This is a genomic window from Erythrobacter sp. K21-9 (assembly GCF_055808355.1).
Genome location: NZ_CM147866.1, coordinates 1,784,981 through 1,802,624, shown reverse-complemented (window position 1 = coordinate 1,802,624; position 17,644 = coordinate 1,784,981). Strand labels below are relative to the sequence as shown.

The 17,644-nt window shown below is 59.7% G+C and carries 12 protein-coding genes, 1 tRNA gene and 4 pseudogenes; 3 read left to right on the top strand and 14 right to left on the bottom strand.

What is annotated here, in order from left to right:
- Positions 1-55: 55 nt before the first annotated feature.
- From AC0L39_RS09125 to AC0L39_RS09080, 10 genes and pseudogenes are all read right to left on the bottom strand, one after another.
- The gene (locus tag AC0L39_RS09125) at positions 56-223 is read right to left on the bottom strand and encodes a hypothetical protein (protein ID WP_473257289.1); all 168 of its coding nucleotides are present in this window, start codon (positions 221-223) and stop codon (positions 56-58) included.
- On the bottom strand, positions 220-1,002 hold the full coding sequence (locus tag AC0L39_RS09120; RefSeq protein WP_473257287.1) for an MBL fold metallo-hydrolase: 783 nt from the start codon (positions 1,000-1,002) through the stop codon (positions 220-222). The genes AC0L39_RS09125 and AC0L39_RS09120 overlap by 4 nt, the downstream gene beginning before the upstream one ends.
- On the bottom strand, positions 999-1,775 hold the full coding sequence (locus AC0L39_RS09115) for a TatD family hydrolase (protein WP_473262332.1): 777 nt from the start codon (positions 1,773-1,775) through the stop codon (positions 999-1,001). Before AC0L39_RS09115 ends, AC0L39_RS09120 begins: the two co-directional genes overlap by 4 nt.
- Positions 1,775-3,348, bottom strand: a pseudogene (gene metG, locus AC0L39_RS09110) (methionine--tRNA ligase). Before metG ends, AC0L39_RS09115 begins: the two are co-directional and overlap by 1 nt.
- Entirely contained in the window at positions 3,341-3,775 is a 435-nt protein-coding gene (locus AC0L39_RS09105) for a hypothetical protein (protein ID WP_473262479.1), read from the bottom strand. Before AC0L39_RS09105 ends, metG begins: the two are co-directional and overlap by 8 nt.
- 81 nt (positions 3,776-3,856) lie before the next feature.
- Positions 3,857-3,940 (bottom strand): annotated as a pseudogene (locus AC0L39_RS09100) (hypothetical protein); the annotation flags it as partial.
- Positions 3,941-4,052: 112 nt separating this feature from the next.
- A pseudogene (locus tag AC0L39_RS09095) lies at positions 4,053-4,244 on the bottom strand (DNA polymerase III subunit delta'); the annotation flags it as partial.
- Between the two features lie 62 nt (positions 4,245-4,306).
- Positions 4,307-4,972: a dTMP kinase gene (gene tmk / locus AC0L39_RS09090; RefSeq protein WP_473257285.1), complete on the bottom strand. Its 666-nt coding sequence runs from the start codon at positions 4,970-4,972 to the stop codon at positions 4,307-4,309.
- Positions 4,969-6,099, bottom strand: a complete 1,131-nt coding sequence (locus AC0L39_RS09085; RefSeq protein ID WP_473257284.1) for a D-alanyl-D-alanine carboxypeptidase family protein — start codon at positions 6,097-6,099, stop codon at positions 4,969-4,971. Before AC0L39_RS09085 ends, tmk begins: the two co-directional genes overlap by 4 nt.
- 95 nt (positions 6,100-6,194) lie before the next feature.
- Positions 6,195-7,230, bottom strand: a pseudogene (locus AC0L39_RS09080) (lytic murein transglycosylase).
- A gap of 156 nt (positions 7,231-7,386) precedes the next feature.
- Here AC0L39_RS09080 and AC0L39_RS09075 point away from each other — a divergent pair.
- The 3 genes from AC0L39_RS09075 to AC0L39_RS09065 all read left to right on the top strand — a co-directional run bounded on the left by AC0L39_RS09075 (position 7,387) and on the right by AC0L39_RS09065 (position 13,583).
- Positions 7,387-7,476 (top strand) — tRNA-Ser (locus AC0L39_RS09075).
- Positions 7,477-7,793: 317 nt separating this feature from the next.
- On the top strand, positions 7,794-10,913 hold the full coding sequence (locus tag AC0L39_RS09070; protein ID WP_473257282.1) for a S8 family peptidase: 3,120 nt from the start codon (positions 7,794-7,796) through the stop codon (positions 10,911-10,913).
- An 84-nt stretch (positions 10,914-10,997) separates the two neighbouring features.
- The gene (locus AC0L39_RS09065; protein WP_473257280.1) at positions 10,998-13,583 is read left to right on the top strand and encodes a putative bifunctional diguanylate cyclase/phosphodiesterase; all 2,586 of its coding nucleotides are present in this window, start codon (positions 10,998-11,000) and stop codon (positions 13,581-13,583) included.
- A gap of 36 nt (positions 13,584-13,619) precedes the next feature.
- Here the strand turns inward: AC0L39_RS09065 and lpdA are convergent, their stop codons facing one another.
- The 4 genes from lpdA to AC0L39_RS09045 form a co-directional block, all read right to left on the bottom strand.
- A complete protein-coding gene (gene lpdA, locus AC0L39_RS09060) occupies positions 13,620-15,032 on the bottom strand; it encodes a dihydrolipoyl dehydrogenase (protein ID WP_473257278.1) in 1,413 nt (470 codons plus the stop codon).
- A 168-nt stretch (positions 15,033-15,200) separates the two neighbouring features.
- Entirely contained in the window at positions 15,201-15,614 is a 414-nt protein-coding gene (locus AC0L39_RS09055; RefSeq protein ID WP_473257277.1) for a hypothetical protein, read from the bottom strand.
- A 2-nt stretch (positions 15,615-15,616) separates the two neighbouring features.
- Positions 15,617-16,108 carry a hypothetical protein gene (locus AC0L39_RS09050; RefSeq protein WP_473257275.1) on the bottom strand — a complete coding sequence of 164 codons (492 nt, stop codon included), beginning with the start codon at positions 16,106-16,108 and terminating at the stop codon, positions 15,617-15,619.
- Positions 16,105-17,529 carry a 2-oxo acid dehydrogenase subunit E2 gene (locus tag AC0L39_RS09045; RefSeq protein WP_473257274.1) on the bottom strand — a complete coding sequence of 475 codons (1,425 nt, stop codon included), beginning with the start codon at positions 17,527-17,529 and terminating at the stop codon, positions 16,105-16,107. Before AC0L39_RS09045 ends, AC0L39_RS09050 begins: the two co-directional genes overlap by 4 nt.
- Between the last annotated feature and the right edge of the window lie 115 nt (positions 17,530-17,644).

Sequence of the window (17,644 nt, the reverse complement as noted above, 5' to 3'; positions counted from 1 at the left end):
AGAATGATAATATATATTATGTTAAATAGATCGCCTTGTGTTCGCACTGTTTGCGTCACATGAAGATGCTCGCGATGACAAAGCCTCCAGCGAAAATTGCGACCCACACCAAAGCCATTTGCAGCATCTTGGCCCAACCAAGCTTGAAAGATGCAAGTGCACCGGCGGCCAGGATCAACCAACCAAGCATCGCCACAATCGAAATCGTCGTCATGTTCGTCATGCAGTCACCTCCAACCCGTCATAGCCCACGGTCACGAAATCGGGCACTTCATCGACAAGCGTCTGATAATCCATGCTCTTGTCGAGATGGCTCAAAATAAGCCGTTTAGCACCGCATCGCTCACCAAGCTCGATCGCCATCGCCAAATGTGCATGCGTGGGATGCGGTTCGCGGCGCAGGCAATCGGTCACCAGGACATCGACATTGTCGTACAATTCTACCATTTCTTCTGAAATTGCACTAAAATCAGTTGCGTAAGCAATAGACTTGCCATCGGTTTCAAAGCGGTAACCCGTTGTTTCTCCAGGCCCGTGCTCCATCTGGCACCATTCGACACCGAACCCTGCAACAATCCGCAGCCGCTCAAGTGTGTCGAGACTGATAATCGTCGGATAGCCATCCTGCCCGGCGAAGACGTAACCGAACCTCTGGCGCAACCGCCGCACGGTCTCTGTCGAGGCGTAACCGGGTATCGGACCGCCGCGGCCATATCGCATTACCCGCAAATCATCGATGCCGTGGCAATGATCGGCGTGATCGTGGGTCCAGAACACCGCATCGATCGAGGGAATCCTGTTGGCCAGCAACTGCGCGCGGCAATCGCTCGACGTGTCAATCAGCAAACGCGCGCCAGCATCGCTTTCAAGCAGAATGGAGACGCGCGTGCGGCGATTGCGCGGCTCATTCGGGTCGCAGTCACCCCAGTCGCCGGTCCCGTCAGGGCCTCCGACACGCGGAACGCCAGTAGACGTGCCCGACCCGAGCATGACGACCTTCACACCGGCGCCTTGCTGAACAGCTTTGCGAAGTTGGCGGTGGTCTGCTCGGCGAGTGTCTCGGCGTCGGTCTCACGCAGTTGCGCGACAAATCTGGCAGTGTCGGCAACGAAAGCCGGTTCGCACGGGCGGCCGCGATGCGGCACAGGCGCCAGAAACGGGCTGTCGGTTTCAACGAGCAACCTATCCGCCGGGATATTCTTCGCCGTTTCCTGCAAGTCCCTGGCGTTTTTGAACGTTACGATACCCGAAAGCGAAATGGTCAGCCCAAGGTCAAGCACCTTTCGCCCAAACTCTGGCGAAGCGGTGAAGCAGTGGATCAGGGCCGGAAACGAGCCCTTCTCCATCTCTTCGGCCAGAATCTGGTAGGTATCGTCCTCTGCATCGCGGGTGTGGATGATGACGGGAAGGCCAGTCTCGCGCGCGACATCGATGTGCATACGGAACAATTTCGCCTGCGTGTCCCGGTTCGAATGCTCGTAATAATAGTCGAGTCCGGTTTCGCCGATGCCGATAACCTTGGGGTTCTCGGTAGCGGTTAGCAATGTGCTGCGGCCCAGATCCTCGTGACCGTCCGCTTCGTGTGGATGGATGCCGACGCTGGCGAACACGTCCGCCTCGCGGTTGGCGGTTGCAACCACTTGCTGCCATTCGGCTAGTTTTGTCGAGATGTTGAGGAACGCCCCCACCCCGGCCTCACGTGCTCGCGCAAGCGCGCCCTGCTGGTCCTCGACCAGTCCTTTGTATTCGAGGTGGCAGTGGCTATCGACCAGCATCATTCGGCCTCGGCTTCTTCGGGCAATTCAAGGCGCGGGAATATCGGTGTGGGCTTGCCGACGGTGAAGTCGGTGTCCACAAGGCGCTGATACCAATCGGTGTCCTGCATGGCTGCATAAGTGCGCCCGGTCTCCGGAATGCCGAGTTGGTCGAGCAGGCTTGCTGATTTTTCCGGAACGACCGGCTGGATCGCAATCCCAAGGTCACGCAGCGCTATGAACAGCGTTTGCAGCACCACTTTCATGCGCTCGGGATCGGTCTTCTTGAGCGTCCACGGAGCCTGCTCGTCGACATATTGGTTGCGCGCATACACCGCGCGCAGCCATGCCTCGATCCCGACGGAGAAGGCGAGGTTCTGGAATTCGTCCGGTAGCGTGTCCGCGCAGGCGGTTCGGACGGTATTCAGTAGTTCTGCATCGGGCGCAGCTGGTTCGAAACGCTCCAGCTTGCCATCCATGTTCTTCGCGATCATCGACAGCGTTCGCTGCGCCAGATTGCCAAACGAATTTGCGAGCTCGGCATTGGCGCGCGTTACGATTGCCTCAGGTGAATAGCTGCCGTCTTGACCGTACGCGACCTCTCGCAGCAGGAAATAGCGCAAGGCATCGACGCCAAACGTCTCCGCCAGTGCCAGCGGATCGGTGACATTGCCAAGCGACTTGGATTCCTTTTGCCCTCGGTTGAGCAGGAACCCATGCCCGAAAACCTTTTTCGGCAGAGGCAAATCGGCACTCATCAGGAATGCGGGCCAGTAGATCGTGTGAAATCGCACGATATCCTTGCCGATAATGTGTAGGTCGGCCGGCCAGAAATCGCGCATTTCTCGCGTATCGTCGGGAAAGCCCAGGCCGGTCAGGTAATTCGTCAAAGCGTCGACCCAGACATACATGACGTGGTCATCGCTGCCCGGCACTTTAACGCCCCAATCGAAGCTAGTCCGGCTGACCGACAAGTCCCGCAGGCCCTGCTCGGCAAAGGCGATCATCTCATTGCGGCGGCTTGAAGGTTCGAGAAATCCGGGAGTGCGCAGGAGGTCTAGCAAACGGCCTTGATATTTCGACAGCCGGAAAAACCAGCTTTCCTCGACTGTCCACTCGACCGGAGTGCCCTGGGGCGAAAGTTTTGCGCCCCCTCCCCTTCGACCAGCTCGCTTTCGTCGTAATAGGCTTCGTCGCGGACTGAATACCAACCTTCGTAACGGTCGAGATAGAGATCGCCAGCGGCCTCCATGCGCTGCCAGATGGCCTGGCTCGCGCGGTGGTGATCATCTTCGACGGTGCGAATAAAGCGGTCGTATGAAACGTTAAGTGCGTCACACATCTCTTGGAAATAGCTCGACATTTCGTCAGCAAGATCGCGCGCGCTCCGGCCCTGTTCCTCTGCCTTGCGTGCCATTTTCAGGCCGTGCTCGTCAGTGCCGGTCTGGAAGCGTACGTCACGCCCCATCAACCGCTGGAACCGCGCCATCACGTCCGTTGTGATCGCCTCATACGCATGGCCGATATGCGGCCGTCCGTTGGGATAGCTTATCGCCGTAGTGATGTAGAACGGGATGTTGTCTTGGTCAGCCATTGGCGTGCTCGCTAGCCGCGCTCGCGGAGCTAAGCAAGGTTCCGATCTCCATCGCCAGTAGCCCCGTATCGAAGTTGTAGGTGGGCGCTTGTCCGGCGAGCGCGACAAGCTCGCCGTGAGCCTCGATGAATGCCTTGGATTGTACAGGCGATTGCGCTCGCCGGGCATGGTCTGCGACAATTGCCTGGGCCAGCTCCAGAACCGCCTGTATCCGGTCCCTGTCGGCGCGGGGTCCGATCGTGCGCGCAAGCTCTCCGCGCGCGCCAAAGGCCGGGTCGCCTTCGGTGAGCAGGCGCTCGATCAAAGCGGCAAGCGGCCCCATATCCTGTTCGACAAAGCGAAAGGCGGCACCGAACGACCCTTCTGCTGCGCGGATCGCGGCATGGAGGGCGTCGCCGCCGGGAAGGCTCGCGTCCTGGTTGAGCATATCTGCAAGCTGGTCATCGCTGAGGGTCGGAAATCGCAGCAACCGGCAGCGTGACCGGATTGTTGGGAGCAGGCGCGAAGGGCGGTGCGTCACCAACAGGAAGAACGTCCCTTGCGGCGGCTCTTCGAGGCTCTTGAGCAGCGCGTTCGACGCGCTTGGCTCCATATCGTCCGCCGGATCGATTATGATCGCACGGCGCGCGCCCAGTGTCGTACCGGGTCGTCAGGCGTTTCTGCATCCCCCGGATTTGCCCTACCGAGATGTTGCGCTTGGTCTGGTATTGCTTGCCTTCGTCGCGCTTCTTCTCTTCCTTATCGTCCTTGGGAAGGTGAGTCAGGGTGAGGATATCGGGGTGACCGCCTTCCGGTTGGTGCACGCCGGCCTCGGCCACCAGCTCACGCGCTGCAGCAAGGGCGAAATCGCGCTTACCCAGCCCGCTTTTGCCCGCGAGAATCCACCCGTGGTGCATGCGGTCGCTCGCCAAAGCGCGGCGCCATTGATTCCAGGCCTCATCGTGATTGAGCCATTCGGTCACGCGGCAAACGCCTCGATCAACGGGCCGATCGCGTCCATCACTGCACCGTGAACGGCGTCCGCATCTCCGCTGCCATCAATTCGTGCAAATCCATCGGGGTTAGCCTCGGCAAGCATCGAGAAACGGGATGCGACCTTGTGGTGATAGGAGGAGCTGCGCCCGCCAATGGCATCGGTTTCGGTCCCGTCCCGGATCGCCAATCTCTCGGTCAACTTCGCCGGGTCAACTTCCAACAGGATCGTGAGGTCCGGTCTGAGCCCGTCGCTGCCGAATTCGTGCAGTTTGAGTATGGCCTCATCGCCGAGTCCCCCTGCCCCGCCCTGGTACGCACGGCTTGAATCGACAAAGCGGTCGCAGATTATCCAGGTTCCGGCTTCTACCGCCGGGCGAATCCGGCGCTCGACATGATCTGCGCGTGCGGCTGCGAACAGAAGGGCCTCCGCTTTTGCGCCCCAGCCTCTGCCGTCCGAATTATCCGGCGGGTCCAGCAGCAATTGCCGAATTGCCTCCGCGCCTGCTGTTCCGCCCGGCTCGCGGGTCACATCGACGGCAATGCCGCGCGCGGCCAAGGCATCTGCAAGCAATTTTGTCTGGGTGGACTTGCCCGCTCCTTCGCCGCCTTCGAAAGCGATGAATTGGCCGCGCTTACTTGCCTCGTTCATCCGAACCACCCAGCGATTCCGTTGTAGATGCGCGCAAAGAACCCGGCCTGCTCCACGTCCTCACGCGCCATCAAGGGTATGCGGGCGGTATCCATTCCTGGAACCGCGATTTCGAGCATGGCGACCTGTTCGCCCGCGGCGACAGGGGCGCGGATCGGTCCGTCATAGACGATCCGGACATCAAGCTCGCCAGCGCTGCCGCTGGGCATGTTCACGGACACTTCGCGGCCCGCCGTGACAGGCAATCGGCGCGCCGAGCCCCCCTGGACCCGGACATAAGTGATGACATTTTCACCGCCATACAGCAGCTCTTGGTCGAAGGCGCCAAAGCCCCACTCGACGTATCGCCGAGCGGCGCGGTTTCGGATCACGCTGCGCCGCGATCCAGCAACCACGAGCACTAGCCGCCGCGAACCGCGCTGCACGGTCCCGAGAAACCCGTACCCTGCCTCGTTGGTGAAGCCGGTCTTTATGCCGTCCGCGCCCTGCACTCGTCCGAGCAGCGGGTCGCGGTTCGGCTGCGTGATGCCGTTATAGGTGAAGCCTGACCGCCCGACATAGCGCGCGAACTTCTGAGGATGGCGGCGGATCATGGCCTCGGCGAGGATTGCAAGGTCGCTGGCGGAGGTGAATGTTCGCCCCTGATCCGGCCACCCATTGGGCGTTCCGAAATGGCTGTTCTCCATGCCGATTTCGCGCGCTTTCGCGTTCATCGCATTGGTCCACGCCTCAACCGAGCCTGCATATGCCTCTGCCAGCGCGATCGAGCCGTCATTTGCCGAAACATTCGCGATCCCGGCGATCAGGTCATCGACGGTGACACGCGCATCAGCGGGAAGGAACATCGTCGATCCCTTCATGCTCCACTCACGCCAGCTATCGGGCTGAAGCGTAACAATCTGGCGTGGATTGAGCAGCCCTTCTTCAATCAGTTCGAAGGCGAGGAAGATCGTCATCGTCTTCGTGATCGAAGCCGGGATGAAGCGCCGATCGGCATTGCGGGAATGCAGCACCTGCCCGGAGCTTACATCGACAAGCAAGGCGATTGGCGCATCTTCAGCCGATGGCGGCGATAAAGGTGCGCTTTCCTGCGCGAAGGCGGGCTTCCCTTCGAGGCAAAGGCACATCGCCGCCAGCACGTACCGCGAACAATCTGAGAGAGGAGAAAATCACTCGCGCGATATAACCCCAGCGCGCCAGCTTGGCGAGGCAGGGAACGCCTTTATTTCACGATTTCGTCGGCGAGCAGCCCCACGCTCATGGCATAATAATTCGAGCAATTGTATTCTAGGATGACCCGGTAATTCCCGGTCAGCAGCCATGCCGGTGCGCCCGGACCGTCCGGCTGAAACAGGGAAACGAGCGTATCATCGGGTAAAGGACGCTGCGGCTGGACGCCGAGTTCACGCCATTCGCGCACGGTCTTCCACTGGCTGTGCCGCTCATGCACGCGGGGGCAAACCTGCGCCTCGAGTTCGCTCTTGTAGGCATCCACATCGAATCCGCTCGGCACGTAGGTCCGCACACCCCACGGCTGCCCCGTGCGCCAACCTGCATCACGGAAGTAATTCGCGATCGATGCAAAGGTGTCCGCCCGATTGGTGAAGATGTTTGCACGGCCATCCCCATCGCCATCCGAGGCAAGGCGCAGGTAGACCGATGGAAGGAATTGCGGGTTTCCAAAAGCGCCCGCATAGCTTCCGACCAATTGGCTCCTTGAATAACCTTTATCAGCAACCTTCATCAAAGCTATGAATTCACCCGAGAAAAGCTCTCTGCGGCGCCCTTCCCATGCGAGGGTCGCAAGGCTGCGGGCGAGATCGAAATTACCGCGTATCCGGCCATAGCTCGTCTCATGACCGAAAATGGCGACAATGATCTCGACCGGTACGCCGTATCTCTCTTCAGCCGCGCGAAGTTGCCTGCGGTTCTCGCGATAGACAGCCCTGCCCCCGGCGATGCGAACCGAGTTCACGTGCGTAGCGATATACGGCGCGAGCGCCGGATAGCCGCGCCGGGTCGGGCGAGCCGGGCTGACCGCGATCAAGACGGATCACACGGTCATTCGGTGTCAGACCGGTCGTCATGCGCTGGATCGTGGCTTCGCTTACCCCCTCTGCCCGCGCGCGCGCTTTAAGCAGCTCCATGTAGGCGTCGAATGAAATACCATCCACCGCCTGGCTCTGGGCGATACCCGGGGTTGCAGGAGCAGAGAGCGCGACAAGCGCAAGCGCAGCGAAGAGGGTGCGAGTAATCATCACACTCATTTCTCACACTTTTCATGAATTCCCAACAACCGATATTTTCGCTCCAGCGCAAAATGCCTCGCCAGCGATTTGGCGGCTGCGGTACTGAACAAAATTTACCGAAAGGCGTGACAAGCGCAGGACATACGATTAGCGCGCTTCTCGAGCGGACAGGTGGCAGAGCGGTTGAATGCACCGGTCTTGAAAACCGGCAAGGGTGCAAGCCCTTCGTGGGTTCGAATCCCACCCTGTCCGCCAATCTCCCTAGAATAGATTCTGACACCCGAATCGCCTCCGATCATCTGACGTCATCGGGCGATTTCTTGCCAAAATTCCTAAGTCGGTAATATTTGGCATGGCCGCCGGCTATCGGTCCGTTTTACCCGATTTTAAGGATTGAAAGCGGCTTTCCGCGCTGCTTCGGGTCTCGCGAAAACCGCTAAAGACGCATTCATAAAGTCTTCAAATTTGTTACTAAATTAACCGTACCAATAAACGTAACTCAAGGTCCTGCTCCGCTAAACCCGATGCGTGATCGGTGCATTACTTGCGCCCAACCGCATTGGATTGAAGCCATGAAGTCATTGTCCATCAGCACTGCGACATTTGCCGTCGCCATATCGCTCGCCAGCACGGCGCAGGCGAATGAAGCGGCATCCATCGCCCTGCCTGAATTGAACAGCGACGCGCAGACCATCGAATTCGACACCGTGCTAGAAATGCCCGGTATCGTGAGCGAGGCTGCCGGTGAGGTTTTGGATGCACCTGCGGACCAGCTGGAGGTGCCTGAACAAGCCTTTGATCTCATGACCACTGATGGGCTGCTTTCCTTGCCGGTCCCCACCGCTGACGCAAACCCGGCCTTCGTTGACCGGGTTGTTACCACGCGGAGCCTTGATCCTCGCTACGGTGACATCGACGCATTTTGGGGTGACATTATCGCGTTCTACGGTGACATCGATGCTTTCTGGGGCGACATCAGCCCGTTCTACGGTGACATTGATGCTTTCTGGGGAGACATCAGCCCGTTCTACGGTGACATCGGTGCTTTCTGGGGCAATATCGATGCATTTTATGGCGACATCGGCGCGTTCGATGCCGCGACCCTTCAGGCACATGGCGATTATTGGCAGAGCGCAGGGGTGCAAATCTCAGCGACCGATGCCGTCTGGAACCAGCTCAAATACGAGAGGTCAGATGGTGGCTATCACCTCGAATATGACGGCACTCCAAACAAAATCCTCGCCGCTTTCGGAGATCTGATCGACGCGGCTGAAGCGCAATTTGGCGAATCGTATGCAAAGAAAACCGGAAACAATTTCCGCGACGATTTCGTAGCCGAATTCCTCTCGAAATACGGGATCGACATGAGCGACAAGGTGTCGTTCGCAGGCTTCTCAGCTGCCGATCGCGCGACCTTCTTCCTCGACTGGCATGACAGCCTGAACCAGTATTCGGGCATCGATGCGGTCGATCACTGGATGGGTGCTGTCAATTGGACTCCTGCTGTCACGCAAATCCAGGGCGGCGGGCACAGGACTGTCATCGGCGTGATTGACGACAGCTTTGCAGCTGACTCCGACCTTGGCGACAATGTTGTCTGGTCGGGCGGCGGAAAGACGACTGTCGGTGGCCACGGTGCGGGCGTCGCAAGCCTGATCGCAGGCGCGCATGATGGCGAAGGCGTGATGGGCATCGCGCCGGACGTAAAAATCGCGACCTATAACCCATTCGATGACAGCGGAAGCGCGAGCTGGAGTGCAGTCGCAGACGGTTTCGTCGCCTTGAAGACCTTCAATGCTGATGATTACAATGCCAGCGTCGTCAACCTCTCGCTCGGCGAAAGTGGTTGGATCTTCACTGATGGCACAGCCCAGTTTCTCTACCGCTCGGACGTCGACAACCACTACAACGACACCGTGTTCGTATTCGCCGCCGGTAACGATGGCGTCACGCAGAACACCAGTATCGAGTTCAACGACGCGGACGAGGTCGCGATGATCTTCGTCGGCTCCCTGGGCCTCGATGGCGAAATCTCGTCGTTCTCCAACCGCCCCGGCAATGCCTGTTTGCTCGATTTCGGTGTGTGCAAACCGGGCAACGAACTCTACATGCGGACAGTGGTGGCTCCGGGTGAGATGATCCTCGTCTCCGACGGCCAGGGCGGAGTAGTCCGTCGTTCAGGAACGTCATTCTCAGCCCCGCTGGTGTCTGGCGCGGTCTCCCTTCTCCATGACCGTTGGCCGTGGCTCGCGCAGAATCCGCACGAGACGACCGAAATTATCTTCCGCTCTGCCAAGGATCTTGGCGCACCTGGCCCTGATGGGGTCTATGGCTGGGGTCTGCTCGATGTGACCGCTTCGCAGTCGCCGCTCGATTTCAACACCTTGAACTTCAAGCTCTACTATCAGAGCGGCAGCTATTGGTACGGCAAGACCTATCTTGCTCACGACCTTTTGGGTGGCGGCGTCCCTGACTGGTGGGAAACAAGCAACGTGTTCTTCACCGGATACGAAAACATCGGCGATACCCATCGCGACTTTGCAATCCCGATGTCGGCATTCACCTATGGCAAGCGCACCAATGCGCTCGGCAATGGATACCAGCGCCTGCAAGACTTTGTCAGCGATCGGTTCGCAAACTGGCTGCTAAGCGGCGGTCTGGACAAGGATGGCGACGGAACCCTCGGGGTGTCGCAGGTTCGCTCCAACGTGGCCGAGACCAGCGGCCAGTGGACCATGCGTTACGACGCCATCCAACCGCGTTTCAGCGACGAAGGCGCCATGCGTCCCGTCCACAATGCAGCGACGCTGACCAATCCGAAGGGCAATATGTCCTTCACTCTGGGCCATGGTCAGGGCGCGCTGGCGTTTGCAGGTAACCGCTTCGGCCTCATCAGCGATCACGATCCGGGCACAGGCGGCGTGAACCCGATCCTCGGACTTGCCTCGGGCGAACTCTTTGCAGGCGCTAGCTACAATGCGGCGCCAGCGACGAAGGTCAGCTTTGGCTTCAGCGCTCAGCGCGAAGATTGGGAAGACCTTCAGGGCATCAGCGACTTGCAACGTTCGGTTCAGCGCGAGCTGGGCGCACGTAAAGCCGAGGCAATGACCTTCGGTATCGAACAGGCAATCACCGCCAATGTCTCGATCAACGCTCGGTGGACGCGCCTGCGTGAAGATGACGCCCTGCTCGGCGCGCAGACGTCCGTTGACGCACTGCTTGGCAATGGGTCGCAGACCGACGCGGTAACGGTCTCTGCCAATATTGATTTCGGCGACGGATTGTCGTTCGACCTTTCGGCGACCGGTGCCGGAACCGAGACTGCGGAAGGCCAGCTTCTTGCAAGCTCGGGGCAGGTCATGAGCACTGCGGGTCAGTTCACAGTTAATAAACGCGGTGTGATGAATGGCCGCGACGTGCTTCGCGTTTCGGTCGGACAGCCGCTGACCGTTGAGCAAGGCGAACTGGAATTGCGCAGTGAGCAGGTCGTAGACCGCCTGACGGGCGAACGCGGGGTGGTCACCCAGACGATCGGGATTTCGACCCAGCGCCGATATTCCGCTGAAATTGTCTACGCGACGCCGGTAACTGCCGGATCGGAGCTCGGTGTTGTCGGTCGCTATGTGAGCGCCGGTGGAGCGGGTGAGGAAGAAAGCCTTATGATCGGTGCGAATTTCGGTCTTCGGTTTTAAACTGTTTGCAAAGGTTCACCGTGTAGACGCGTAGCACTGCGCCGAGACTGACCCCTCGGTTAGATAAGACATTGGGGAACTTTCATGAAGAGGACGGTAGCTAAATACGCAATATTTGCGTCCGCACTCTTCATCGCCGTCCCTGCGTCGGTGGGCGCGCAAGCGCCTGAAGAAACCACGCCTTTCGAGCAAAGTATCGCCGCAGCCAAGTCGCAAATGATGGCGGATTCGACCGCTGCTCTGGATGCAGCGGTGGCCGCCGAGAAAGAGGCAGCGACCAGCGCCAAGAATCCGGAGATCGGCAAGCTCACTGCCAAATGGCTTCAGGGCGAGGCTTTGATGCGTCTCAACCGCGCTCCCGATGCAGAAAAGATCATCGGAGAAGCACTTGTCGAAGTGGCGCGGATTGATCGCAATCACAAGCTGCACGCTGACCTTCTACGGTCCTTCGCCGGCATAGCCGCATCGAAGGGCGATTACGGCGAGGCCTTACGCAGCTTCCAGAAGGCCCATGATCGCTACAAGGCACTTGGCGAAGACCGCAGCCGTGCGATCGTTCTACAGAATATGGGCTCGCTCTATTCCGATGCCCGGGATTATGAGCGGGTCCTGGGGTATTACCGCGAGGCTACCGCTGCATTTCCAGAAGATAACGCGCTGTCACTCTCGGCTCACAACAACAGGGGCAACGCGCTCAAAGAACTTGGCCGGTACGATGAGGCCGAAGAAGAATTCAGGCTCGCTTTGAACGTGGCCGGCAAGATGTTGAGCCCTATGCTTGAGGCGCGGATTCTCACGAATATCGCCTCGACTCAATTCCTTGATGGTCAGCTTCAGGAGGCAGAAAAGACCATCAACCAAGGATTGCGACTTGCAAATAGCGAAGCGCAGGACTGGCTGCCGTTTGTCTACGGGGTGAAAGCGCAGATCGAATATCAGAGCGGCCAGAGCGAACAAGCCCAAATCTATATGGGACGCGCATTCCAAAGCCAGGATCTCGCCAAGACCTCTCCGTATTTCCGCGATTTCCACGAGACGGCCTACAAAATATACTTCGGTAGCGCCCAGTATCGCCTTGCGGCGGAGCATATGGCTGCCTTCAACCGCCTGGACAGTCAGGCGCGAGATCTCTCCGCACAGGCCAACAATGCGCTGCTGGGCGAACGGTTCGATTCCGAAGCGCGCGAACTTCGCATTTCCAAGCTTTCCGCTGAATCAGAAGCAAACGAAGCGCGGTTGGCGACGGCTCAGAACGATAACTACTTCCTTACCCTGCTGGTCGCACTCGTGATTTTCGCATTCACAATCGTGCTGATCGTGCTGCGGACGGTATCCCGAAGCCGGGCTGCCATTAAGGAAGCAAACGAACAGCTGACCTATGTGACGCGGCATGACAGCCTTACCCGGCTGTTCGCCCGCGACCATTTCCGCGAATTGCTCGACCGCGAGGGTGAAGAATGCGCCCGTGATGGAAAGACCGGTGCGCTGATGCTCATCGACCTCGACCGTTTCAAGCAAGTGAACGATGTCTATGGCCACGCAACAGGCGATGCCCTCCTGAGCGAGGTTGCCAAGCGCTTCCGCTCCGCTGCAGGAGAGGACGCGGTGATCGGGCGCCTTGGCGGAGACGAATTCGGACTATTCCTTCGGCATCCGGCCACACTGGAAGAGGCAGGCGAGATCGCCTCATCGATCATCGCCGAGGTGAGCAAGGTCTACAAGATCGACGGCAAGGATGTCTCGATCGGCGCGTCGATCGGTATCGCTGCTATTGGCCGCGATGGCTCGTCGACAAGTGTCCTGATGACGAATGCCGACCTCGCGCTTTATGAAGCCAAGGGCCGGGGACGCGGTACATATGTCACCTACCGAATGGCAATGCGCGGCCAGCTTGAAGAGCGCGCGCAACTTGAGCGGGATTTGAAGCACGCTCTCGAACGCGGTGAAATCGGCGTTTCGTACCAGCCCATCGTGGACAGCACCGGCTCCAATACCTTGGGTTACGAGGCGCTGATGCGGTGGCATCATCCGTCGCGCGGTGAGATTCTGCCTGACGACTTTATTCCGATTGCCGAAGAAGCGCTGCTGATCGAGCGACTGGGCGAATGGCTGCTGCGCACCGCTTGTGTCGAAACGATGAACTGGCCTGAAGACGTGAAGCTTGCGGTCAATGTGTCGGGCCTCCAGCTCAAGAACCGAGGCTTTCTGGGCACCGTCGTCGAAGCGCTGGCTGCCAGCGGGCTTTCGCCTGACCGGCTTGTGCTGGAATTGACCGAGAGCATTGTTCTGGAGATGGACGAGGACCTCGAAAAGCTCATCAAGAGCCTCAGCGACATCGGCATCTCGTTTGCGCTCGACGATTTCGGCAGCGGCTATTCCTCGCTCAATTATATCGAGAAGATGCACTTCTCCATGATCAAGATCGACCAGGAATTCGTCGAGGCGGCCACGGCAGGTTCGGTCAAGAGCCAGGCCATCGTCACCGCCATCGTATCGCTTGCCCAGTCGCTCGACATGACCGTCACTGCCGAAGGTATCGAAGCGCCCGGTCAGGCCGACGCGATGCGCGCACTCGGCTGCAACTGCTTCCAGGGCTTCTACTTCGGCAGGCCGTCCGCAACGGTGTCAGCTAAGCCTGTGGGCGACAGCAAGAACCGCAAGGTCGCCTGATCCGCTGCTGAGGGCGTTCGCCCCCTCGCCTATCAATCAATAGTGCAGCGCGCGGCCATAGGCGTCGAGCACGCTTTCATGCATCATTTCCGATAGCGTTGGATGCGGGAAGACGGTCTGCATCAGTTCCGCCTCGGTCGTCTCGAGCGTCTTGCCGACCGTGTAGCCCTGGATAAGCTCGGTGACTTCGGCCCCGACCATGTGCGCGCCCAGTAACTCGCCGGTCTTCGCATCGAACACGGTCTTGATGAAGCCCTCGGCCTCGCCCAGCGCGATCGCCTTGCCGTTGCCGATGAAGGGGAAGTTGCCGACCTTCACCTCGTATCCTGCGTCCTTGGCCTTAGCTTCGGTCAGGCCGACGCTCGCGATTTGCGGATGACAGTAGGTGCAGCCCGGTATCGCATCGCGGTTGAGCGGATGCGGGTGGGCGTCCTTGTTGCCAAGCTCCTGCGCTATAGCCTCTGCGCAAGTCACGCCTTCGTGGCTGGCCTTGTGGGCGAGCCACGGACCCGGCGTGCAATCGCCGATGGCCCACAGCCCCTTGCTCTTGGTGCGGCCATACGGATCGATTTGGATGAAGCCGCGGTCCATCTCGGCGAGGGTGTCGATACCGATGTTCTCAGTGTTCGGCACAATGCCGATAGCAACGATGACATGGCTGAAATCGGTTTTCTCGGTCTTGCCCGCCTTGTCCTTGATCGTCGCGGTCACGCTCTTGCTGGCGACCTTCAGGTCTTCGACGCCCGCGCCGGTCATGATGGTCATGCCCTGTTTCTTGAGGTTCTTCTCGAGGAAGGTAGAGACGTCCGCATCCTCCACCGGAACGATCCGGTCGAGCATTTCCACGACCGTCACATCGACGCCCATATCGTTGTAGAAGCTTGCAAACTCGATCCCGATTGCGCCCGATCCGATCACCAGCAGCTTGCTGGGCATTTCCGGCGGGACCATTGCATGGCGGTAGGTCCACACGCGCTTGCCGTCGGCAGGCGCAAACGGCAGGTCGCGCGCGCGCGCTCCGGTAGCGACGATCACGTGCTTGGCGGTGAGTGTCTCCTCACCCTTTTCACCCTTCACCGTGAGTGAGGTCGGGCCGGTCAGCGTCCCCTCCCCCATGTGCACGGTGATCTTGTTCTTCTTCATCAGGTGGCCGACGCCCTGGTTGAGCTGCTTCGCGACGCCGCGGCTGCGCTTCACGATGGCGTCCAGATCGGCCTCGATCGTGCCCGCTACCTTCAGGCCGTAACTGCTGGCCTGATCCATGTAGTGCTTGATCTCGGCCGAGCGCAGCATCGCCTTGGTCGGGATGCAGCCCCAATTCAGGCAAATGCCGCCGAGGTTCTCGCGCTCGACAATTGCGGTTTTCAGGCCAAGCTGAGCGCACCGGATTGCCGATACGTAGCCGCCGGGGCCTGAGCCGAGCACGATGACGTCATAACTTGCTGACATTACTGGATTACCCCTCTTTTACCCGCATCCCATGAGACACATGAGACAGTGTCCTGGGCCAAAACTTTCCGTGCCGCCTTCGAAGCCTTGAACTGGCGCTGAGCAAAGGTATCGTGACGTGATGCCATAGCCCGCTCCATGCCAGCACGCCGCCGTGTAGGACAGCGATTAGTGTTCATCCGGCAGCGCCCGATTATCCTTCATCGGCCTGATGATCCAGAACCACCCCAGTATCGCAAAGGTGTTCGCGGCTATGAGGCTCGGCAGACCAAGGAAAATCAGGCCAATCTCGCCTGCAACCACAAATCCGGCCAGAAGCGACATGATCCCGGCAAGATTTGCCATCATGAAGAGAGTGCCCGGCGATTTGCTGATGTGACCCGCTGCAAAATAGAAGCATAGCAGCGCTACCGGCAGGCCCAGCGCAAAGCTGCCGAGCAGCGCTATTGGCAGGAGCACAAAGCTGAGCCCGCCGTCCAGCGCGTTAAACACCCCCAAGGGCGCCCACGCAGCAAGCGCCGCTGCCAAGGCAATGATGATTGATCTGCCGAGCAAGGGGAGCGGTTTGATGCCGACAGCCAATGTCAGCTCGCAATCAGCTCGATGAAGTTTTCATTCACCCAGCCCGATTTGCACGGACCTTCGTAGACGCGCACACTCGGCACCGGAGATCCGGTTCCGCAGCGATCTTCGCCTTGCCCTTGGTTCTCGCCTTCACCTGCTGGCGCGTAGACGACGCCGATCCAGTTGCCGACTTGCTGGCACATCGATACGCCGCGTCCAGCGCCGAGGCGATCTACTTCTTCTGCGCTGCCAGACGGCGCGGCGCGAACAGGCAGTTCACGGTCGCTATCGGCATTCAGGTTGGTCACCCGGCCATACCCGGCACAGGCATCGAAGCGCGGCCCATCGAAACCGATCTGCACAGGGCGCTGCGGAGTACCGGTCTCGATCGCGCGCGCTGTCGGTGCGGTGTCGTCGCGATCATCGCCCGGCACGCAAGCGGCCAAACTGGCAGTCACCGCGAGCGCTGCCGCCAATTTCGCAAACCAGTACCGACTTCGGTCTTTCGTCAAACCACCAATCCCATCGGATTTTCGCACAATTGCTTGAAGGCTTCCATCAGCTGCGCACCGTCCGCCCCGTCTATGGCGCGGTGGTCAAAGCTGCCGCTTGCCGTCATGACGGTCGCGGCCTGCAAGGCTCCATCCACAATATAGGGACGCTGCTCGCCTGCGCCAACAGCCAGGATCATGCCTTGCGGCGGGTTGATGACAGCATCGAACTGCTTGATCCCGAACATGCCGAGGTTGGAAAGCGAGGCCGTGCCGCCCTGGTATTCATGCGGTTGCAGCTTTCCATCGCGCGCCTTGCCTGCGAGCTCCTTCATCTCCCTGGAAATCTGCGCGAGGCCCTTGGTGTCGGCTGATGTGATTACCGGGGTGATAAGGCCGGTTGGCGCGGCCACCGCGACCGAAATATCGGCGCGCGAATATTTGTGCATCACGTCGCCCTGATAGCTGACATTGCACTGCGGCACCCGGATCAGAGCGCGGGCCAGCGCCTTGATGATGAGGTCGTTCACGGACAGCTTGATCCCGTCCGCCTCCAGCGAGGCGTTGAGCTGTTTGCGCAGCGCCATCAGCGGATCGAGGTTGATGTCCATCGCAAGGTAATAATGCGGGACGGTCTGCTTGCTCTCCGTCAGACGGCGGGCGATGACCTTGCGGACATTGGTGAGCTTCTCCTCCTCGTATGGCGCACCGAATTCAGTTTCGGCAGGCGCGCGGGCCGGAGCTGCCGGCTTCGCTATTTCCTGCGCCGGTGCGGGCGCGCTGGCAGGATCGAAGCCTTCCACATCAGACTTGACGATGCGGCCATTGGGTCCGGTGCCGCTGACGGCAGAGAGGTCGATGCCTTTCTGCTCCGCAATCCGCTTGGCGAGCGGCGATGCGATGATACGTTCGCCGGATGATGCCGCAGAAGGTGCTGGAGCGGGTGCGGGTGTCGGGCTGGCTCCCGTCACGGATGCAGCGCCGCCGCCTCCCAGTGCAGATTCGACGTCGCCCTTGGTTATCTTGCCGCTGGGTCCGGTTCCTTCGATCTGGGCAAGATCGACGCCATTGGCTTCGGCGAGCTTGCGCGCTGTCGGCGTCGCGGGTGGAGCGTCCTTGGCCGCGGAGGCCGGCTCAGAGGACGGGCTCGGCGCAGGCGCGGAGCTTTCAGACGGCGCGCTGACATCGCCGACATCCTCACCCTCCTCGGCAAGCATCGCGATGACCGCGCCGACGGCCACGTTTTCCGTGCCCTCTTCGATGGTGATTGCTGCGAGAACGCCCTCATCGACGGCTTCGAATTCCATCGTCGCCTTGTCGGTTTCGATCTCGGCCATGATATCGCCCGAGCTGATCGTATCCCCGACCTTCACCAGCCATTTTGCCAGCGTCCCCTCTTCCATCGTGGGTGACAATGCGGGCATCTTGATTTCTACGGCCATGGACTTGTCCATCTCCCTTTCGGCGTGTGCCTTGTGTCTCTGACGAATCCACAGGCGCGGGGCAAGGCCTTGCATACGAAACCATTTGAAAGGATAGCTCGCACATGCGGGCTTC